At 58.7% G+C, this 21,395-nt stretch carries 17 protein-coding genes and 2 pseudogenes; 12 read left to right on the top strand and 7 right to left on the bottom strand.

Annotated features, from left to right (window positions below; all coding sequences use genetic code 11):
• The first annotated feature begins 286 nt into the window (after nt 1-286).
• Nucleotides 287-409 (top strand): hypothetical protein, encoded by a 123-nt coding sequence (locus G113_RS21950; RefSeq protein WP_005892548.1) that lies wholly within the window; start codon nt 287-289, stop codon nt 407-409.
• 214 nt (nt 410-623) lie between these two features.
• On the opposite strand, the gene G113_RS02420 is transcribed toward G113_RS21950, so the two are convergent.
• The 5 genes from G113_RS02420 to G113_RS02400 all read right to left on the bottom strand — a co-directional run bounded on the left by G113_RS02420 (nt 624) and on the right by G113_RS02400 (nt 6,633).
• On the bottom strand, nt 624-1,640 hold the full coding sequence (locus tag G113_RS02420; protein ID WP_005892544.1) for an ABC transporter ATP-binding protein: 1,017 nt from the start codon (nt 1,638-1,640) through the stop codon (nt 624-626).
• Nucleotides 1,637-2,632 (bottom strand): ABC transporter ATP-binding protein, encoded by a 996-nt coding sequence (locus G113_RS02415; protein ID WP_005892542.1) that lies wholly within the window; start codon nt 2,630-2,632, stop codon nt 1,637-1,639. Before G113_RS02415 ends, G113_RS02420 begins: the two co-directional genes overlap by 4 nt.
• A gap of 13 nt (nt 2,633-2,645) precedes the next feature.
• The gene (locus G113_RS02410; protein WP_005892541.1) at nt 2,646-4,463 is read right to left on the bottom strand and encodes an extracellular solute-binding protein; all 1,818 of its coding nucleotides are present in this window, start codon (nt 4,461-4,463) and stop codon (nt 2,646-2,648) included.
• A 98-nt stretch (nt 4,464-4,561) separates the two neighbouring features.
• Nucleotides 4,562-5,605 carry an ABC transporter permease gene (locus G113_RS02405; RefSeq protein ID WP_083940342.1) on the bottom strand — a complete coding sequence of 348 codons (1,044 nt, stop codon included), beginning with the start codon at nt 5,603-5,605 and terminating at the stop codon, nt 4,562-4,564.
• 2 nt (nt 5,606-5,607) lie between these two features.
• Nucleotides 5,608-6,633: an ABC transporter permease subunit gene (locus G113_RS02400; RefSeq protein ID WP_005892537.1), complete on the bottom strand. Its 1,026-nt coding sequence runs from the start codon at nt 6,631-6,633 to the stop codon at nt 5,608-5,610.
• 742 nt (nt 6,634-7,375) lie between these two features.
• On the opposite strand from G113_RS02400, the gene G113_RS02395 reads away from it, so the two are divergent.
• From G113_RS02395 to rfaH, 11 genes and pseudogenes are all read left to right on the top strand, one after another.
• The gene (locus tag G113_RS02395) at nt 7,376-9,988 is read left to right on the top strand and encodes a TonB-dependent receptor plug domain-containing protein (RefSeq protein ID WP_005892535.1); all 2,613 of its coding nucleotides are present in this window, start codon (nt 7,376-7,378) and stop codon (nt 9,986-9,988) included.
• A gap of 105 nt (nt 9,989-10,093) precedes the next feature.
• The gene (locus tag G113_RS02390; RefSeq protein WP_005892532.1) at nt 10,094-10,858 is read left to right on the top strand and encodes a DUF3450 domain-containing protein; all 765 of its coding nucleotides are present in this window, start codon (nt 10,094-10,096) and stop codon (nt 10,856-10,858) included.
• Complete coding sequence (locus tag G113_RS02385; protein WP_005892529.1) at nt 10,855-12,228, top strand: MotA/TolQ/ExbB proton channel family protein; 1,374 nt, start codon at nt 10,855-10,857, stop codon at nt 12,226-12,228. Before G113_RS02390 ends, G113_RS02385 begins: the two co-directional genes overlap by 4 nt.
• Nucleotides 12,229-12,238: 10 nt before the next feature.
• Nucleotides 12,239-12,766, top strand: coding sequence for a MotA/TolQ/ExbB proton channel family protein (locus G113_RS02380; RefSeq protein WP_005892525.1), 528 nt, complete (start codon nt 12,239-12,241; stop codon nt 12,764-12,766).
• A gap of 64 nt (nt 12,767-12,830) precedes the next feature.
• Nucleotides 12,831-13,238 carry an ExbD/TolR family protein gene (locus G113_RS02375; protein ID WP_005892521.1) on the top strand — a complete coding sequence of 136 codons (408 nt, stop codon included), beginning with the start codon at nt 12,831-12,833 and terminating at the stop codon, nt 13,236-13,238.
• A gap of 15 nt (nt 13,239-13,253) precedes the next feature.
• A complete protein-coding gene (locus tag G113_RS02370; RefSeq protein WP_005892518.1) occupies nt 13,254-13,889 on the top strand; it encodes an energy transducer TonB in 636 nt (211 codons plus the stop codon).
• 11 nt (nt 13,890-13,900) lie between these two features.
• Entirely contained in the window at nt 13,901-15,145 is a 1,245-nt protein-coding gene (locus tag G113_RS02365; RefSeq protein WP_005892515.1) for a tetratricopeptide repeat protein, read from the top strand.
• 251 nt (nt 15,146-15,396) lie between these two features.
• Nucleotides 15,397-16,440, top strand: a complete 1,044-nt coding sequence (metN, locus tag G113_RS02360) for a methionine ABC transporter ATP-binding protein MetN (RefSeq protein ID WP_005892513.1) — start codon at nt 15,397-15,399, stop codon at nt 16,438-16,440.
• Nucleotides 16,421-17,074 (top strand): methionine ABC transporter permease, encoded by a 654-nt coding sequence (locus G113_RS02355; RefSeq protein WP_005892511.1) that lies wholly within the window; start codon nt 16,421-16,423, stop codon nt 17,072-17,074. Before metN ends, G113_RS02355 begins: the two co-directional genes overlap by 20 nt.
• Before the next feature lie 27 nt (nt 17,075-17,101).
• Nucleotides 17,102-17,902 carry a methionine ABC transporter substrate-binding lipoprotein MetQ gene (gene metQ / locus G113_RS02350; protein ID WP_005892510.1) on the top strand — a complete coding sequence of 267 codons (801 nt, stop codon included), beginning with the start codon at nt 17,102-17,104 and terminating at the stop codon, nt 17,900-17,902.
• Nucleotides 17,903-18,002: 100 nt separating this feature from the next.
• Nucleotides 18,003-18,504, top strand: a pseudogene (rfaH, locus tag G113_RS02345) (transcription/translation regulatory transformer protein RfaH).
• 192 nt (nt 18,505-18,696) lie between these two features.
• On the opposite strand, the pseudogene G113_RS21675 reads toward rfaH, so the two are convergent.
• Nucleotides 18,697-20,670: pseudogene (locus G113_RS21675) on the bottom strand (methyl-accepting chemotaxis protein).
• 302 nt (nt 20,671-20,972) lie between these two features.
• A complete protein-coding gene (locus tag G113_RS02330) occupies nt 20,973-21,176 on the bottom strand; it encodes a DUF1127 domain-containing protein (RefSeq protein ID WP_005892507.1) in 204 nt (67 codons plus the stop codon).
• Nucleotides 21,177-21,395: the final 219 nt, after the last annotated feature.

Genomic DNA, 21,395 nt, shown 5'->3' with positions numbered 1-21,395 from the left:
TGATGTCATCCCCCCGCTATTCCTACCCCTTCCCTGCCTTCCCCTCTTATTCTGGATGGCGAATTCACCGCCGCAGATGCCCTGTTATCCCGCATTTAGGTCCAGAGCCTGCCTGCAACCGCTTTCTGAAAACCTATCCATGAGCCGACTTGCACAGGAAAACCTTTTCCATGAGTTATGTTGTTTAATTACCTCAAAATTTGATCTGCATCACATTAATCGCTAGGATTGCACTGTGACTTGAGTCACAAAAAACACGATAAACAACAGAGCAACGAGGTGAATCATGTTTGAGAACCTGGCCGTACTGTTCCACCTTAAAGGTGCCACCAGCAAGAAAAAAGGCGGTGTTGAAAAAGACACCTACGCCCCGTCTACTCGTAACTATTACTTCCGTTACGGTGCCTAGCCACGGCGACAACAATGTCGTTATTAGCCAACAAAACACCTATAAAAATACCACACACAGCCGCCATGCCATCCGGCAAGGCAGTCCTGCCAAGGCCTTTGTGCTCACGCACCCCCAGGCCGAACCTGAACGCTACCAATGAAGATGGGGCCCACGGGCCCCAATTTTTAATCCGGCTGCAACCCAGCGACTAGCGCCCTGGCGCCACTTGCATTCAAATAGCCTTTCCTAGCGTTATCACTGCGGCCTGCGTTGGCGCCTCCTGGGGCAAGGGGAAGTGGCAGGCCACCTGATGGGCCTCTCCTGCACAGGGCTCGAGCTGGGGGGACTGACTGCGACAACGCTCACCGGCATGGGGGCAGCGCTGATGAAAATGGCAGCCGGGGGGCGGCGAAATGGGAGAAGGTACGTCCCCCGTCAACAAGATACGCTGATTGCGCCGGCGGGGATCCGGCACAGGGATGGCGGAAATCAGCGCCTGGGTATAGGGATGGCGTGGATTACGGTAAAGCTGCTGGGCCGGTGCTATCTCGACGATGCGTCCCAGATACATGACGGCGATCCGATCCGAGATGTGTTTGACCACCGACAAGTCGTGGGCGATGAAGATGAGACCCAGGTTCATCTCCCGCTGCAAGGTCAGCAACAAATTGACGATTTGAGACTGAACGGACACATCCAGCGCCGACACCGCCTCGTCGCAGACCAGTAGCTTGGGTTTAAGCGCAATGGCGCGCGCGATGCCGATACGCTGACGCTGTCCACCTGAGAACTCATGGGGAAAACGATCCGCCGCCGTCTCGGGCAGTCCCACCTTGCCGAGCAGCTCTCGCACCCACAACTGGCGCTCACTGCGGCTCCCCTTGCCGTGAATAATGAAGGGCTCCTCCAGGATCTGGCCCACGGTATGGCGACCATTGAGGGATTCCGCAGGATCTTGAAAGACGATCTGCATCTCCTGGCGCAAGGAGCGCATCTCCCGGGCACTCAGCGCCGTGATGTCCCGCCCCTCGAAACAGATCTGCCCCGCCGTCGGCTCGAACAGCTTGAGCAAGGAGCGCCCAAGCGTCGACTTGCCACAGCCGGATTCCCCTACCAGACCCAGCGTCTCCCCTTGCTTGAGATCGAAGCTGATGCCATCCACCGCATAGACGGTGTACTTTTTCTGCAACAAGCCTCCGCCCATGACGAAGTGCTGCTTGAGCCCTTTGACACTCAACAGTGACGTCATACCCGGATCTCCTTCCAATGGTGGCAAGCCACGGCGTGCCGGTTGTGGAGCAACTCGATGGACGGAACCTGGCTCACGCAGATATCGCTGGCATGGGGGCAACGGTTGGAAAAACGGCAGCCAGCGGGCATCTCGGAAAGCGCCGGCACCTGGCCCTTGATGGTGTTGAGCAACGTCTTTGGTTCATCCTCCAAGCGAGGAATGGAGCTCAGCAGACCATGGGTATAAGGGTGATGGGGCTGCTCGAACAGGTCGAACACCTGGGCTCGTTCCACCGCGCGCCCGGCATACATGACCACCACCTCGTCGCACAACTCGGCCACGACCCCGAGATCATGGGTGATGAAGAGGATGGCCATGCCAGTCTGGGCTTGCAACTCCTTCATCAGCTCCAGGATCTGGGCCTGAATGGTGACATCCAGCGCCGTGGTCGGTTCGTCGCAGATGAGCAAATCTGGCTCGCAGGAGAGTGCCATGGCGATCATCACCCGCTGGCGCATACCGCCAGAGAGATTATGAGGATAGACGTTGAACCTTGTCTCGGGCTCCGGCATCCCCACCTTGCGCAGCATGGCGATGGCAGCATCGAAACGCTGGGCCTTGCTGTACTCTGGCCTGTGCAGGGTGAATACCTCCACCAGCTGAGCGCCTATGGTTTTGACCGGATTGAGCGCGGTCATCGGCTCCTGAAAGATCATGGAGATGCGATTGCCGCGCACCTTGTACATCTGCTGCGGACTTAAACTGAGCAGCTCCTCGCCCTGAAACCTGATGGAACCAGCCACCACCTGACCATGGGGCTTGGGCAGCAGCCCCATGATGGCCAGGGAGGTGACGCTCTTGCCACAACCTGATTCGCCGACGATCCCCAAGGTCTGGCCCGCGGCGACCGAGAAGCTGACGCCGTCCAGCACCTTGATCTTGCCATCATCGACGCTGAACTCCACCTCAAGATCCCGAACCTCCAGGATAGGCTGCTTGCTTATCGACATCTGACCGCCCCTCTCAACTGCGTGCATAGGTCTTGTCGACCATGTCTTGCGAGGGCAGGCTCTCGCCCGCATCCCTGGCCTTGCTGGTCTCTTCCTCTACCTTGGGATCGAGCCAGAGCAAGCCGCCACTGCTATAAGGGTAACCGTCCATGGGCCAATAGAGCAGATCCGGGGAGTTTCGAGTGGCAGGCACCTCGGGCAGCATCACATAACGCCAGGCACTGGCCCGCACATAGTTGAGCTGGGCACCAGGCACGAAGATGGCGAGATCATAGATGCGCTGCTGAATTTGCTGGGAGAGCGTGGCACGCTTGTCGGTGTCGAACTCGCTGCCATAGGCATCGATCAGGGCATCGAGCGCCTTGTCAGCCACATTGAAGAAGTTGTTGGTCTGCGACTTGTTGGCATTATCCGAGTGGAAGAACTCCCAATATTGCGGATAGAGGCCACCGCCCCCCCAGCCAAGCCAGGCCGCCTCGTGTTTCTTCTCCAGCATCACCTTGAAGCCGGTGGCGCCATCGACCAGGTTGAGTTCCAGATCCAGACCCGCCTTCTTGGCCTCCTCTTTGAGCGCGGTCAGACGCTTGGTGTGCTCCGAGGTGGCATAGGTGATGGCCAGACTGAGCCGCTCCCCCTTGCCATTTTGCAGTATTCCATCCGGCCCAGCCTGGTCGAAGCCGCCCTTGGCAAAGTAGTCTCGGGCCTTGTTGATGTCATAGGTACGCTCGGGCAAGGCAACATCGGTAAAGGCACCAAAGCCTGAATCAAAGGTGGTGGAGCGCTGATAGTCGCCATAGAGCACTGTCTTGATCATCTTATCGATGTTGAGGGCATGCTGGATGCCGAGCCGGACATTGATATCGGCCAGCTTGGGATTGGCGATATTGAGGTGCAGCCCCTGGGCACCCTGCTTGGTGTCCGTCATGGCCATCACCTTCTTGACCAGCCCCTGCTTGTACTCCTGGGTGTTGGCCTTCTCGTGCCACCAGTTCGGCAACAACATCTCGAAGCTGTCGAACTCCCCCTTCAGGAAGTGGCGAAAAGCGATGTTGCGATCACGAATGACCTGCACCTTGATGGTATCGACGTTGAATCTGTGCTGGTTGTAACGATCGCTTTGGGCCCACCACGCCTTCTGTTTGCTGAAGGTGACTGACTTGCCCTTCTTGACCTCTGTCATCACATAGGGCCCGGTGGTCGGCACCACGGCCCAGTTGTACTTCTTCACCCAGTTCTCATCGAGGGTGTAATAGTGCTTGGGCTGGGGCCACAGCTCAGTGGTATTGAGCAAGTCGAGTTTGGCCTTGGGGTTACCGGCCTTAACCAGAATGGTGTGGGCATCAATCTTCTCTACCGCCACCACCTCAGTGGTGTAGTAGTTGTTAAACCAGGGGCCCTTGATGTGCTTGGATCGCATCATCTCGTAACCAAAGGTGTAGTCATCGGCGGTGACCGGCTTGCCATCAGACCACTTGGCCCTCGGATCCAGCTTGAAATAGACGGTCTGATTGTCCGGTGCTATGGCCCACTGGGTCGCCAGCGACGGGATGGGGTTGCCGGTATTGGGATGAAAACTGATCAGGCGCAGCTGGTTGTCCAGGATAAAGGAGCGAAACGCGCCGTTGGAATCGGGCCCCACGGTGCGAAACGTCAGCGGAAAACTGTCCACAAACATATTGAAGGTGCCGCCCGGCAGCGCCTTGGCAGAAGCAAACTGGGGATCCTTGTCATTGGTCTCCCAGACAAGGCCTTGGGGCAGTGTCGCCGCCCACACCCATTGCCCGTTCACCAACAGGAAGAGGGCCCCTATCCATTTCATCTTGTTGTTCATCTTGATCTCCTGGTCACTGCATCCCTGCACGGGGCACTGATTGATAACGGGTAACATTCACAAGGTGCGCCCGCCTCTTGCACAGGCGTGGCGACCACTCATTGATAACGGGTAAATTTGCGAGGATCGAAGGCTTCACGCACCGCTTCCCCGATGAAGGACACCATGATGAGCACCAGACTCACCGCCACCACCACAGAGCTGACAATCCAGATGGCATCCAGATTGTTGATGCCCTGGGAGAGCAGCTCCCCCCAACTGGGCGTCGGCGGCGCCAACCCGAAACCGAGGTAATCCAGCGCCGTCAGGGTCGAGATGTTGCCGACCACGGCGAAGGGGGCCAGGGTCACTATCATCACCAGGGTATTGGGCAGTATGTGGTTGAAGATAATCCGCTTGGTGCTGGCCCCCTGGGCCCGCGCCGCCATGACGTAGTCTCGCGCCCGCTCCTTGTAGGTGAGGGTACGCATGTACCAGGTGATCCCCATCCAGCCGAACAGCACGTTGATGCCGACGAAGAGGCCGAAGTTGGGTTTGGCCAGGGAGACCAGGATCATGATGACGTAGAGGAAAGGCACCTGGGACCAGATCTCAATGAAACGCTGCAAGAAAAGGTCAAACTTGCCACCCAGAAACCCCATCATGCAGCCAATGCTGACGCCGATGAGATAGCTCGCCACCAGGACGATGAAGGCAAAGCCGATGGCGATGCGAAAACCGTATACCAGTCGCGCCAGCACATCCCGACCGCTGGTGTCGGTGCCGAGAAAGTGGCGATCCGCCAAGCTGGGGGCATAGGGGGGATAAACATCTTGCTTGAAGTCTTGCTCGTAGGGATTCCAGGGCACCGGGGGCAACAGCACCCAGTCTCCTTTTCCCGCTTCTGCGAAACGGGTCTGCAACTGTCGATAGTTGGTCTCGTACTGGTAATCCAGCCCGAAGTGCTGACCGGGGATCACGTCACCATAGGTGGGGAAGTAGAGCTCCCCCTGATAGTTCACCACCAGCGCCCGGCTGTTGACCAGCAGCTCGGCCAGCAACGCCAGGATCAGCAGGATTGAAAAGATGATGAAGGAGTAGTAGCCCCGCTTGATTGATTTGAAACGCTTGAGTTTCTTCAGGGTGACCGGATTCAGGTTCATGGTCATTCTCCAAACCGCACGCGGGGATCGACGAGGGCCACGCAAATATCGGAAACAATATTCCCCACCAGCATCAGCATGGAGGTGATGGCGAGTATGCCCATGACGGTAGGGTAATCCCGCTCGACGATGGCCTCGTAACCGAGCAGACCTATGCCGTCGATGTTGAAGATGGTCTCGATGAGGAAGGAACCGCCGAAGAAGACGGTAAGCACGGATCCCAGGTGACTGGCGATGGGGATCAGGCTGTTACGCATGGCATGGTCGGTCACCGCCTTGCGAAACGGCAGCCCCTTGGCCACGGCGGTACGCACATAATCCGCCGACAGGTTCTCCATCAAGCTATTCTTCATGGTCATGGTGAGGATGGCAAAGTCGCCGATGGCATAAGCGATGAGCGGCAACAAGGCGTGGGAGAAGACGGCCACCATCTTGTCCCAGCTACTCTCCATGTACTCATAATCGTCGCCCGGGAAGCCGCCCATGGGCAGCCACTCCAGGTGGAACGCAAAGACGGTGATGAGGAAGATCCCCACCACATACGCGGGCAAGGCATAGGCCATGTAGATGAGCATGGAGCTTAAGGAGTCGAAGCGACTGTTGTGCTTGAGCGCCTTGGCAACCCCGAGGGGGATGGAGACGGCATAACTGAGCAGGAAGGTCGCAAGCCCGAAGAAGGCGGTGACGGGGAGCCGGTCCTTGATAAGATCCCACACTGGCTCGTAGTAGCGGGTCGACTCGCCGAGATCCAGCACCACCAGCTTCTGCAGCCACTCCCAATAAGCGATCAGCATCGGCTTGTCTAGGCCATAGAAGGCCTTGAGTTCCTCGATCTGCTCGTCGGAGAGAGCCTGGCCGCCTTTGCTGCCACTGGAACGCCCGGATTCATTTTGCGAGACCTGCGCCTGCAGCAGCATGCGCTCGACCGGGCCGCCCGGCACGAAACGGGTGACGGTGAAGACCAGCAGCGTGATGCCCAGAAACGTCGGGATGATCAAAAGCATCCGACGTAAGAAATACGACAGCATGGTGGGTTAAACCTCGTCCTTGTTGTTATTGTTTGGTCAGTCATTTCCTGTGGCTGACCTCTCCTTCCTGGCACGACAAGCTGGATTGACTGGCTATTTGACAAACAATCCGCTCGGCCACTGTAAAACCTCTGCAACAAAAATCAAGTAAAACGAACCCTTGCTCTCAGGCCATCCCCTTGCATGTCGCATGCAGCGTAAACCTCTGCACTTTTTTTGCTGAAAACCTAAATTCGAAATAAAAAACCACTAATCAAAAAAATATTCAAAACATTTAAAATTTGTTTTAACCATGTAGAGATTTAATTTAATCGCATAAAAATCAATCGCTTAACAAACAACCTATTAAGTGACTATAAAGAAGCAATAAACGAACACCTCATCTGACCAGTCAATGCACTTATCGGGTTAACCTCACGACCCAGCAGAGTGAAATATCGTAAAGGGCTGGAAAAGTGAGATGAAAACCAGCAAGACCTCATCGTCATTAATAAGTTCAGCATCAAACAAATACTTTGCAACAAAGCCAATTAACACAATATTAACCTTGTATTTTGCGTAATGTCAGAATATATAACCAAGAAAACGTTATGCATTTAATATTGCGCCGCCAAAATGCATGCACTCCCCATACAGTGACCATCAATTGACTCCCGCCGCCAAAACTTGATAAGCCTTACGCACCGCTCCAACGAGGGCGGTTCAGGAAGCAAACAATAAACAACCAGGAAGGATATAAGCGATGCTTAGGAAAAGCAGGATCTCTGCTGCCATCGCGTTCGCGTTGGCGAGCGCTGCCGCAGTAGTTGCCCCCTCTGTCTATGCCGAAGGAGAGGGCCAATCCGTTGAACAGCTGCAGAAAATGAAGGTCACTGGCTCACGCATCTCCCGCGTCGATGTCGAAGGCTCCACCCCTGTCGTCTCCGTCAGCAAGGCCCAGATAGAACAATCCGGCCAGCAAACCGTCGCTGACTACCTCAAGCAGGCTTCCTACAACTCCTTCGGTGGCGTCTCCCCCTCCTCGGGCAGCTCCTTCCAGTCACAGGGCACGGTCGGCCTGCGTGGCCTGGGTTCAGAGCGAACGCTGGTACTGCTTAACGGCAAGCGGGTCGCGGGTTCTCCCACCATGGGTGGCACCGCCATCAACCTCAACACCATTCCCATGGCGGCCGTTGAGCGGGTCGAAGTCAACCTGGACGGCGGCTCCGCCATCTATGGCTCCGATGCCATCGGCGGCGTGATCAACGTCATCCTCAAGCAGGACTACGAGGGCCTGCAGTTCCAGGGGCGCCTCGGTAGCCCGTCTGAAGACGGCGGTGACGAGAAGAGCGGCTCCGTGATGGCCGGGATCACCGGGGAGAAAGGCTCCCTGATGGCCGTCTATGAGCACGACAAAAAAGACATCATCTACTCCCGGGATCGCGACTATCTGGTCAAGCAGGGCAAGGAGTCACCGAGCGCCTATGGCCGTAACGTCGAAGGCATCACCGGTGTCGATGGCAATGGCGATGCCCAGTGGACATATGGTCCCCTGGCAGGCGCCACGGATGCCAACGGCACCTGTAAAGAGCCCTTCACCAATTTCGATGGTGGCTGCAACTATGACTACGGTCAGGTCGCCGCCAAGACGGCTTCGCGCAGCCGGGATACCCTCTACCTCAACGGCCGTTACCATATCAACGACAGCGTCGATTTCGTGCCGCAGATAGTCGCCTCCCGGGTTGAGAGCTTCGGGCGCTTCGCCCCGGCAGCTGGCGCCTTTACCGTGGATGCGGCCAACCCGAAAAATGCCAACTTCTACAACCAGAACGGCCTGGATGCCAGCGCCACCCAGAGCTTGGGCGAGGCCGCCTACGTCTACTACCGCTTCAACAACGTTGGCACCCGTGACAATCTGGTCACAGATACCACCGGCAGCCTCAACCTGGCGTTCGAGGGCACCCTGCCCACCGAAGCCGTCGGCGATCTGATCTGGAACGCCGGTTACATGTACTCCAAAACCGACAACAAGGAGAACGGTACCGGTTACGTGCTGGCCCCCGCCGCCCAGCAGGCTGTGGCCGATGGCAAGTTCGTCAACGGCGAGTTTGATGCCGGCACCACCGCCTCCATGGCGGCCGACACCAGCCGCCGCGCCACCATGGACTTCTACCAGTGGTATGCCGGTGTGCAATGGGACATGGGCGAGCTGCCTGCCGGTCCGGTCAGCTGGTACGCGGGGGCCGAGTACAACGACTGGGTCTACGCCGACAAATATGATGCCCAGTCCGAAGCGGGCAACATCATAGGCTCTTCCGGCAACTCCTCCGGCGGCGATCGCAACGTCACAGCTGTCTATGTGGAGACTCTGATCCCGGTACTGGACGAGGTCGAGCTGAGCATCGCTGGTCGTTATGACAAGTACAGCGACTTTGGCAGCGCCTTCTCGCCCAAGGCCAGCGTGCGCTATCAGCCCCTGGACAACCTGATGTTCCGCACCTCCTGGTCGCAATCCTTCCGCGCCCCCAGCCTGCAGGATCTCTATGCGGCGAATGCTGACTCGGCGGACTGGGCCAAGGATTACGTCTACTGCCAGAACAACGGCATCTCCGCGGCAGACTGCCCGAACCAGCAGTACACCACGGTCCGTACCTCCAACGAGGAGCTGAAGGAAGAGACGGCCAACACCTTGAACTTCGGTGCCAGCTACAGCCCAGTCGACGATCTGAACTTCTCCCTGGACTACTACATCATCAAGATTGAGGACGTCATCCAGCTCAACTCCACCCAGTCCATCATCTATGACGAGCTCAACAACGGCGGTTCCAGCCTGGTCGAGCGTCGCAGTGATGGCAAGATCCGCTCGGTCACCGCACCCATGGTCAACCTGGGAGATCTCAACACCAGCGGTCTGGACTTCAAGGCGGATTATCGCTACGACCTGAACTTCGCCACCATCCGCTATGACTTCGGCAGCACCTACATCCTGGAGTACAAGGAAGGTCTCTACGCCGGTGGCCCAGAGATTGACAAGATAGGCCAGAACGGCAAGCCGCAGCTGCGCTTCAACTCGGGGATAGGCGTGAACGTGCCGCAGTGGTGGAACATGGATACCTACCTGAGCGCGAACTACATCGACTCCCAGAGCCAGGATTATCTCGCCGACAGCGGTGAAGAGACGGGCCACATCGCCTCCAACACCACCTGGAATCTGAACGTCGGGGTCGATACCCCCTGGGATGGCAAGCTGCAGGCCGGTGTGAAGAACATGTTCAACCGTATTCCGTCTCTCGAGAGCGATGGCTTCACCTATGACGAAGACATCTACAGCATTGACGGTCGCATCTACTACCTCGACTACACCCAGAAGTTCTAATCCTTTTGCTGACATCACAGTGAGCCGGCCTTCGGGCCGGCTTTACCCAAGGTCCCAAGGAAGTAACGGAGATAGGGTAATCCTATGAAAACAAGGACTATTGCAATGAAGAAAGCGCTTCTGGGCAGCCTGATATCGGCCGCTCTGTTGACCAGCTTCAACCTGAGTGCTGCCACCGCAGGGCAAGCCGTGGACACTCAGGCAGCCACCGACAATGCCTCGAAAGTGTCTCAGCAAAAGATAGATAGCTACGCCGAAACCGCAGAATCAGCCCTGGCCCAGTACAAGGCGAGCCTGCGTCAGCTCGACAGCCTGCACGTCTATAACGAACAGGTCGGCAAGATGGTCGACTCCCAGAGCAGCGAGCTGGCCTCGATGCAGCGCCAGATAGCCCAGATTGATCAGACCAGCACCGAAGTGGTGCCGTTGATGCTCAAGATGATTGACGCCCTCGACCAGTTCGTGAGCCTGGATTTGCCGTTCCAGAAGGTGGAGCGTGAAGACAGGGTCGCCGCCCTGACCCACCTGATGGACAGGGCCGATGTCACCATCTCGGAAAAATACCGCAAGATCCTCGAGGCCTACCAGATCGAAGAGGGCTTCAGTCGCACCATTGAAGCCTACAAGGCCAGTCTGGAAAAAGATGGCGCCCAGAAGACCTATGAATTCCTGCGCGTCGGCCGCATCGCCCTGCTCTACCAATCCCCGGACGGGATGGAGACAGGGGTATGGAACAAGCAGACCCGCCAGTGGGAAGCGCTGCCCCAGGAGTATCGCAGTGCAGTTGAACAAGGCCTTCGCATCGCCAAGAAGCAGGCCCCCCCTGCCCTGATCAAGCTGCCGGTTCAAACTGCGGAGAAAGCATCATGAAAGGACTCAGACTCACGATCGCCTCGCTGATAGCGGGTGCCGCCCTGTTCACCCTGCCGGTCACCGCCGCCGAGAAGCCGGTGGATCTCAATGCCCTGCTCAGCCAAATCAAGGCCGACAGCCTGACCGAATCCCAGCTCAACAAAGAGCGGGAGGCCCGCTTCCTGGCCGACAAGAACGAGCAGGCCAACCTGCTGGCCAAGGCCAAGGCCGACCTGGCTGCCGAAACGGCCAAAGGCGATCAGCTCAAGGCCAGCTTCGATGCCAACGACAAGCAACTCACCGAGCTGACCGAGACCCTGCGCCAGCGCTCCGGCAACATGGGGGAGATGTTCGGCGTGGTGCGTCAGTTCGCCGGTGAGTTCAAGGGCATCTTCAATGCCTCGCCGATGCGGGTCGAGCATCCGGATCAGGCCCCGCTGCTGGCCAAACTGGCCGATAGCAAGGAGCTGCCCTCAAGCCAGGAGCTGGAAGCCTTCTGGACCACCATCCTCAGTCGCATGGTCGATGCTGGAAAAGTGAGTCAGATCCCGGCCACAGTCGTCTATGGCGAGGGTAGCCAGGCCGATAAAACCGTCACCCAGATTGGCGAGTTCAACACGGTTGCCGATGGCAAGTACCTGAACTTCGTCCCCGAAACCGGCAAGTTCGAGGAGCTCTCCCGTCAACCGGACAGCAAGATGACCTCCCTCATCGCCGACTTCGAGAAAGGGGGGGCCGGGCTTGAACCCATCTACGTGGATCCCTCTCGCGGCGTCATCCTCTCGCTGCTGGTGCAATCCCCTACCCTGGCCGAGCGTATCGATCAGGGCGGCGTGGTCGGTTACGTCATCCTGGCGCTGGGCGCCGTTGGCTTGCTGATCGCTCTGTTCTGCGGTGCCCGTCTCTCCCTCATCGGCGGCGCCATGCGCAAGCAGATGAAGTCGGACGCCATCATCAAGGGCAACCCGCTGGGTGAAATGCTGACCGCCTATCAAGGTCACAAGGGCGACAACATCGAGGATCTGGAGTCCAAGCTCGACGAGGTGATATTGCGCAATGTGCCGACCCTGGAGAAGGGCGTGGGCATCATCAAGCTGATCGCCTCGGTCGCCCCCCTGCTGGGTCTGCTGGGTACGGTAGTCGGCATGATTGCGACCTTCCAGGCCATCACCCTGTTTGGTACAGGCGATCCCAAGCTGATGGCTGGCGGCATCTCGGAGGCCCTGGTCACCACCATGCAAGGCCTGGTGGTCGCGGTGCCCATGCTGTTCCTCTACACGGTGGTACAGACCCAGAGCCGTCGCCTGATCCAGGTGCTGGAAGAGCAGAGCGCGGGTTTCGTGGCCCGTTATCAGGAAAGTCTGCACGCCGCCAAAGCCGCAGCCTAAGGAGTCTTCCATGTGGTTCTGGTTGATTGAGGAAGTGGAATCCATCCGGCGCTTTCTGGGCATGGGGGGAGATGTGCTGGTCGCCATCTTCTTCCTCACCCTCTTGATGTGGGCCTTGTTGCTCGAGCGCTGGATCTATTTTCTGACCGTCTATCCGCAGCAAGCCAGGGGAACCCAGCACACCTGGCTGGCCCGCAGTGACCATAGATCCTGGTCTGCCAGGCAGATCCGGCGTGAGCTGGTGTCCAGGGTGGCCCTGGCAGTGGACAAAGGGATGCCAGTCATCAAGGTGCTGATCGCCCTCTGCCCGCTGATGGGCCTGCTTGGCACTGTGGTTGGCATGGTGCAGGTGTTTGACACCCTCGCCATCACGGGCACGGGATCGCCACGGGCCATGGCCTCCGGTATCTCCAAGGCCACCATTCCAACCATGGCTGGCATGGTGGCCTCCCTCTCGGGTCTGTTCTTCGCCAGCCGCCTCGAGCATAAAGCCAGGCTCGCGGTCGACAAGCTGGAAGACAGCCTGAAGCACGGTTGAGTCAGGGAATGATTCGGTGGCAAAGCCCGACTTTGCCACCCGCGACAAGCAAGGAGTTTTTGCTATGAGAAAGCGTCACAGCGCGAGCAGCGCAGACGAGGCGGCGATCGATATGACCCCCATGCTGGACATAGTGTTCATCATGCTGATCTTCTTCATCGTCACCACCTCGTTCGTCAAGGAGGCCGGGGTCGAGATCAATCGCCCCAGCGCCAATACCGCCGAAACGGTCAAGAAAGGCAACATCATGGTGGCCGTACGTGAGAACGGTCAGGTCTGGGTCGACAAGCGTCAGGTCGAGGTGGGCGCCGTGCGTGCCAACATCGAGCGACTGCGTGCCGAGAACCCGGAGGGCGCCGTGGTAATCCAGGCCGATACCGAATCCAAGTCCGGTATCGTGGTGGAAGTCATGGATCAGATCCGCATGGCCGGGGTGCAGAACATCTCCATCGCGGCCAACAAAGAAGGCTGATGCCAGGGGTCACCAATGAGATACCTGATATCCTTCGCAGCCGCTTTTCTGGTGGTATTCGGCCTGTTCTGGGGAATGGACAAGCTGGTTAACCAGGATCGCCGGGAGCTGTTGGAACAAGACGACGTCAGCATGGTCGATTTTGTCCGCCTCAAGCCCCAGGAGACGCTGCAAGAGAAGCAGAGAGAACTGCCCAAACCGCCGCCGCCCAAGCGACCGCCACCGCCTCCCGAGATGGAGGTGTCAAGCCCGGACAAGCCGCAGATGCAGACCATGGCCATGGACATGCCCAAGCTGGACTTGCCGGTCAACATCGCGGGGGGCAATGCCCTCGGCGCCTACAGCACTGGGGGGGGCGGCGGTGGCATGGGCGGCAACAACGGCGCCATACCACTGGCGACCTTCGAGCCCATGATGCCGCGCAAGGCCGCTCTGGCGGGCTTGGCATCTGGCAAGGTGTTGCTGGAGTTTACCGTCACCGAGCGCGGCACCGTCAGCAATGTGCGGGTCGTCAAGGAACAGCCCCGCAGCTACGACCTCGGCAAGGAGGCGCGCAAGACGGTGGCCAAGTGGACATTCAAACCGGCCATGGTCGATGGCAAGCCGCAGGCGAGTCGCATGCAGCAAGAGATCGAATTCGCGGTCAACTAAGGAAGGTGGCGATGAACAAGTTACACAAGGGGATATTGGCCCCGGTCGCCCTGGCCGTGTTGATGAGCACTGCCAGCTGGGCCGCCGAGCAACCCTCACTGTCTGACCGTGCCTACCGCGCGGTCAACAAGGCCCAGGAGCTGATTGCCGCCAAGAAATATGGCGAGGCCAATGCCAAGCTGCAAGAAGCCCTGTCGGGGGCTGGCGAGAAGGTCTATGACAAGGGCGTGATACTGCAAACCCTGGGTTTTGTGGCGGCGCAGCAGGATCAATACGGCAAGGCAACCAAGTACTTCGCCGATGCCATTGCGACCGGCGGTCTTCCCCAACCCGTGGCCCAGCAGGTGCGCTACAACCTGGCCCAGCTTTATATGGCCGATGGCAATTTCAACGGGTCTGTGACGACCATGAAGGCGTGGTTTGCCAACCTTGGCAAGGATGACAAGCCAACACCTCATGCCTACATCACCCTGGCCAACGCCCATGTCCAGCTCAAGCAGTATCGGGAAGCCATTCCGGCAGTGGATCAGGCAATAAAACTCTCCGCCGGCAAGGCGCCAGAGTCCTGGTATCTGCTCAAGATGGGGGCGCACTACGAGCTGAAACAGTACAAGCCGGCCACCGAGGTACTGACCACCCTGGTCGGCATGTTCCCGGAGAAAAAGAAGTACTGGACCCAGCTCTCGGCCATGTACATGCAGGCGGGTAATGACGCCAAGGCGCTGGCGGCCCTTGAGAGTGCCTACCGACTTGGCATGTTGACCGAGCAGCCCGAATTGCTGCGACTGGCCAACTACCTCGCCTTCGCCGGCATCCCCCATCGCGGAGCCCGCGTACTGGAGAAGGCCATGAAGGCGGGTCAGATAGATGGCAGCGTGGCCAACCTCAAGACGCTGGCCAACTACTGGCATCAGGCCAAGGAGCTCAACCCGGCCATCGATACCCTGATGACGGCCTACCGCCAGGCGCCCAATGCCGAGCTGCAGCTCAAGATGGCGCGCATGATGATCCAGAGCAAGCGCTATCAGGATCTGGTCGCCTTGACGGGCAAGCCGGCGGGCAATGCCAGCGGCGAGCAGCGGGCTGACCTCAAGTTTCTGACCGGGGTTGCCTATTTCGAGCAAAACCGCCCCAAGGAGGCACTCACCGCGTTTACCCAGGCCGCCCAGAATGGCCAGGTCAGCGGCCGGGCCACCCCCTGGATCAGCTTCCTCAAGGAGCAGAGCCAGGAGGCCAATAGCAGCAAGACCCAATAGCCCCGGAGGGCATTGCCCCTCTCACCTGACCCAGGTGACCTGAACCGCTCTTCGGAGCGGTTTTTTTATAGCGAATATCCGACTATTGATATCCATATTTTAGACGTCTAGACGTAGAAACACACATTGACATAGCCATCCAGACATCTTAGCATCATCAACCATGATGACAGAGCAAACCCAGTGTAACCTCTGCCCAATTTACCCGCCTGTAGCGCCCTGTGCTTTAAGGCTTTGGCACGGAAGAATCCATGATCAAGTTGAATGCCCTCAACAAAGTCTACGGGAAAGGCAGTGATGCCGTACACGCCCTGCGTGACGTGAGCCTGCATGTACCCCAGGGCAAGATTTTCGGTGTGATAGGTGCCTCCGGTGCCGGCAAGAGCACTCTCATTCGCTGCGTCAACCTGCTCGAACGTCCCACAAACGGTAAGGTGGTAGTCGATGACCAGGATCTGACCGCCCTCAGCGACGCCGAGTTGACCTTGGCACGCCGCCAAATTGGCATGATTTTCCAGCACTTCAATCTGCTCTCCTCGCGCAGCGTCTTCGCCAACGTGGCCTTCCCCCTGGAGCTGGCTGGTTGGGACAAGGCCCGCATCAAGGGACGGGTCGATGAGCTGCTAGCGCTGGTTGGCCTTGAGGCCCGCGCCCATGCTTATCCGTCCGAGCTCTCCGGCGGCCAGAAGCAGCGGGTTGCCATTGCCCGCGCTCTGGCTCCGGCTCCCAAGGTATTGCTGTGCGATGAAGCCACCTCGGCCCTGGATCCCCAGACCACTCGCTCTATCCTGACCCTGCTCAAGGAGATCAACGTCAAGCTGGGACTGACCATATTGCTCATCACCCACGAAATGGACGTGGTGAAAGGCATCTGTGATGAAGTCGCCATCATCAGCGACGGCAGCCTGATAGAGCAGGGCGAGGTCGCCTGGTTCTTCAGCAATGCCAAAACCCAGCTGGCCCGTGACTTCATCCACTCCACCATCCACCTGGATGTGCCCCAGGAGTATCAGGACAGGATGACTCCGACCCGGGAGCCCAACAGCTACCCGCTGCTCAAGCTCGGCTTCACCGGAGCCAGCGTCGACAGCCCGCTCATCTCCGAGGCGAGTCGCCGCTTCAACATAGACGTCAGCATACTGGCGGCGGACATCGAATACGCAGGAGGAGTCAAGTTCGGCTTCCTGCTGGCAGAGGTGTTTGGGGACGAGGCCCAGTGTGCGGCCACCCAACAATTCTTCATCGACAACCACATACAGCTGGAGGTAATGGGTTATGTCCGACGCCATGATTAATCTGCTCATCACGGCCCTGGGCGACACCCTGATCATGGTGTCAGCCTCCGCCCTGTTCGGTTGCCTGCTCGGCCTGCCCTTGGGCGTCGCCCTCTATGTGACCAAGCCGGGTCAGATCCTGGCCAACCCGCTGCTGAACCGCTTGCTTGGCATCGTGGTCAACATAGGCCGCTCAGTGCCCTTCATCATACTGCTGGTCGCCATCATACCGCTGACCCGGCTCATCGTCGGCACCAGCATCGGCACCATAGCCGCCATAGTGCCGCTGACCATAGGCGCAATCCCCTTCATCGCCCGTCTGGTGGAAGGGGCCCTGATGGAAGTGCCGGATGGCTTGCTCGAGGCGGCCAAGGCCATGGGTGCCAAGCCATTGCAGATCATCACCAAGGTGTTGCTGCCAGAAGCCCTGCCCGGCATCCTCAACAGCGTCATCATTACCCTCGTCACACTGGTGAACTACTCCGCCATGGCCGGTGCCATCGGGGGCGGTGGCCTGGGAGACGTGGGCATACGTTACGGCTATCAGCGTTTCGACCCGACCGTCATGCTGGTAACAGTGGCCATTCTGGTCGTACTGGTTCAACTCATCCAGAGCGCGGGTGAGCGTCTGGTCAAGCAATGCGATCATCGCTGAGCATCGATTTCTAAACAGGAGGTTTTTATGAAATTAGGTATTAAATCCATCGCGGCGGCCCTGCTGGCTGGTCTGGTTCTGACCGCTTGCGGCCAGAAAGAAGAGAGCAAGACCCTGAAGATAGGCGCCATTGCCGGTCCCGAGACTGAACTTATCGAGACCGCAGCCAAGATCGCCAAGGAGAAATACGGCCTGAACGTCGAAGTGGTGACCTTCTCCGACTATGTCACCCCCAACGTGGCCCTGAACGATGGCAGCATCGACATCAACGCCTTCCAGCACAAGCCGTACCTGGATGCCCAGATCCGTGATCGTGGCTTCAAGCTGGTGCCGGTCGGCAACACCTTCGTCTACCCGATTGCCGGTTACTCCAAAAAGATCAAAGCGCTGAGCGAACTGAAAGATGGCGACCAGATTGCCGTCCCGAACGACCCGACCAACCTCGGTCGCTCCCTGATCCTGCTGGAAAAACAGGGTCTGCTGACCCTGAAAGAGGGCGCGGGTCTGGAAGCGACAGTGCTGGACATCACGGCCAATCCGCGCAACTTCAAGATTGTTGAGCTGGAAGCCGCTCAGCTACCGCGCTCCCTGGAAGATGTCTCTCTCTCCATCATCAACAACACCTTCGCCGGTCAGATTGGGCTGACCCCGACCCAGAATGGTCTGTTTGTTGAAGATAAAGAGTCCCCCTACGTCAACCTGATCGTCGCCCGTGAAGACAACAAGGATGACGAGAAGGTCAAACAGTTCGTCCAAGCGTTCCAGACCGATGAGGTCTACCAAAAAGGCATGACGTTGTTCAACGGTGGACTGGTCAAAGGCTGGTAAGTCACCCGCCACACCAGCAAAAAAGGCCACGTCAACGTGGCCTTTTTTATCTCTGCCGCTATCATAGCCTCGGGCACGATGACGATAAGAAATAAGAAACATGAAACTATGGTATCTGGCCTATTGCAAACCCAAGGAAGAGGCGCGCGCCCGAGTCCATTTGGCAGCTCAAGGCATTGAATCCTATTACCCCATGGTGGAAGTCGAAAAGCTGCGCCGTGGCAAACGCGTACCGGTGCGCGAGCCCATGTTCCCGAACTACCTGTTCATCTACGTGGACCTAGAAGAGGTGACCCCCGTCACCCTCAAATCGACCCGGGGCATCAGCCGCATCATCCACTTCGGTCGGGAGTGGACCCCCATCAGCAGTCAGCTCGTCTATCAGCTGATGAGCAAGGATGACAGCGATGAGGCGAGAGCCAGCTACGCTTGCCTGCCGAGCCAGGGCGACAAGGTGCTCATCGAGTCAGGCCCCCTGGCCGGATTCGAGGCAATCTATCTGGAGCCGGATGGCGAGAAGCGGGCTATCTTGCTGGTCAGCCTGCTCAATCAGGAAACCAGCAGCAGCTTCGACAACCCAGGCCTTCCGGCGTCTGAACTGAGCTGGCTCCCGATGGCGAGAAGCGCACCCTTCTTGCTGGTCAGCCTGCTCAATCAGGAAACCAGCAGCAGCTTCGACAACCAGGCCTTCCTGCGTCTGGACTGATAGGGTTCCCCGCCCGGAGCACGTAAGCAGACAATGCAAAAGGCCCCGCAACCTGACAGGCTGCGGGGCCTTCTTATCGATGGTCACGTCATTGCAGTTCGAAGCGGCTGATCGCCCGACTCAGACGGCCCGTGTCTTGAGACAGGCGGGCGACGATGGCCTCCCCCTGCTGGCTATGGCGGCTTGACTGGGCGCTGAGTCCGGCTATCTCCTCCACAGTGCCGGCCACTTCCCTGGCGGTGCGCGATTGCTGCTCAGTGGCCGTGGCTATGGCGGCAAGCTGCTCGCACAGCGCCTGTACCTGGCCGATGGCCCCCTGCAAGGTCTGACTGACGCTGCCGACCGCCCGGCTCCCCTCCTCCACCAGCAAGGTACCACCGCTCACCGTGGCCACGGTCTGACGGGTCTGCTGCTGGATGCTGGCGATGGTCTGACTGATCTCGGCGGTGGACTGGCTGGTACGGCTGGCCAGCTGGCGCACCTCATCAGCCACCACGGCGAAACCTCGCCCCTGCTCCCCGGCCCGCGCCGCCTCGATGGCGGCATTAAGGGCCAGCAGATTGGTCTGCTCGGCGATGGTGGCGATCACCTCGGTGACTCTGCCCACCTGCTCGCTTTGCTCGCTAAGCCTCGTCATGGCGCCATTGGCCTCGGCTATCATGGCCGCGATGGCGCCCGATGGTGTCCACCATCTGGCCAAGTGCCTGCTCCCCCGCCCGGCTTTGCACTTCGGCATCTGCCGCGGCGCGAGCAGCTTGGGCTATATTGCCCGCCACATCCTCACTGGTGACAGAGATCTGTTCAATGGCGGCGGCGACACTATCCACCCGCTGATGCTGGCTGGTGAGATCCTGCACTATGGTGCGGGTCGTGCTGCTCACGTCACCACAAGCGCCCTCACCCGGTTGACCGCCTCCTGAATATCGGCCACCAGCTGGCGCAATTGGGCCGACATCTGGTTGAGAGAACCGGTCAGCCCACCCAGCTCATCCCGGCGATGCAGCGGCAATGGTTCGGCGGGCAAGCAGCCGGATGCCACCAGACTGGCACGGCGCTCGAGCAGCCGGATGTCCGTCGTCAGATGGCGGCTGATCCAGAGCGCCACCAGGGTACTGAGCAGCAAAACCGCCAACGTGGAGACAAGCAGCATGGTGCGAATGCGACTACTGGCGCCATCCATCTGCACACCCATTCGCTCCACCTCGGCATGGGTCTGACTGACCTGCTCCGCAAGCTGAGCGGCCAGCTCCTGCAGCGCCGGTTCTATCTCTTTGGCCATCAGATAGTTGGCTCGGTTCCAGTCCGGTGCCTGACGCTTGGCGATCACCTGCTCGACCAGGTCACTGAAGGGAGTCGACATCTCCTCGAACAGATCCCAGAGCCTCTTTTGCGCCTCGGTGAAGTCGGCAGCCTGCCCCTTGATCTCCGCAACCCGTTGGCGATGGAACTGGTAGTAATCCTGATACTTCTGACGATAGTCCCCCTCCCCCGAGATGAGGTAGTCGCGCAGTGCCGAGAGAGCATTGGAGAGACCGTTATAAGCATCACCTACCTGTTTGAGCAGGCGGCGTCTGTCTCCGGACAACTGGCTCTCCTCGCTCGCCACCTCCTCGTTGGTGAACGACTGCAACTGATCGAGGGCCGCCTCCGCCAGGGGGCCCGCCTCCTGCAACATCAGGGTATGGGCCGGCAAGTTGTCGTCGGTATGGGCCAGCTCCCACAGCTGTTGCTGACTCAGCTTGAAGGCGGCCAAGCGCTCACCCAGCGCCGGCGCCATGGTCTGCCCCTCGATAAGCTGCCAGGCAGCTTGCCACTCTTGCTTGAGCCGCTGCGCCTGACCGGGATCCTCACCGAGGATGAGATAACCACGCAAGGCTGAGACGGTGGCCACCAACGCTTTCTGGCTCGCCTCATCTCGCTGCAAGGCGGGCAGGGCTTGGTGCATCAGTGCCTGCTCCGAGGCACCTATCTTGTTCTGTTGATGATGAATGAGTACCGCTGATAGCAGGATCAGCAGATTGACAAAGCCGAAGGCGAGTAACAGTTTTGCGGCAATTTTCATGAACATCCTTGTTCCGGGGAGAGCGCTTGAGCGCTGAGTCGATGAGTCTGGCGACCAGGGGATGCCACCTGTAGCGACCTCTACTGATGGCTGGGTGGATCCTTGCCAACCAGGTTCGAGATTATCACAGACACTGCTGGCAGGGGCAGCCACTGGCCTCACTAGCAGATGGCCCTTTAGGACTTATCGGACGTGGGGCTAGGGTTCATGAGGAGAAATACCGGGGAAGAGTGGGTGACTTTCGGCGAAACGGGCCCCTGGGGGCCCGCTGTTAGCCGGGATGGGGACCTTGCCCCCATCCATCAGGTTATTCGATTCCCAAGCCGGTAATCGGTTTGGTATTCCCGCTCGCGCAGGTGGGAAACCTGCACGGCCTCTCCTTCCAGCCCAATGTCTTTGAGCAGGGCGGGCGAGAGATTGAGCAGGGTACGGCGCTGCTCGATACGGGTGATACGAAACTCGATGAGGCGCGCAGCGCCACGCAGCAGGGTCAGTTCGATAGACATATGATCTCTCCGTTTGAACGTTGCAGTTCTCCCGAAGAGCGGGGAAATTCACCCGGCGGAAGAACCGCGGGTGATAAATAGTGACAGTGTTACCTGCCCACTCCACGCGGCAAAAGGGTACGAATGGACACACGGTCAGTGCCGTGTCGAGTCGCAACGTTGAACATTGACTGTTGCATATTCGTCTCCTTAGGGTGAAAAGTGGAACAAGTGTCGAGA

The organism is Aeromonas molluscorum 848, from assembly GCF_000388115.1.
In the GTDB taxonomy this organism is placed as follows: domain Bacteria; phylum Pseudomonadota; class Gammaproteobacteria; order Enterobacterales; family Aeromonadaceae; genus Aeromonas; species Aeromonas molluscorum.
The sequence above is the reverse complement of the archived record's forward strand: the minus strand, read 5'-3'. Positions and strand labels throughout refer to the sequence as shown.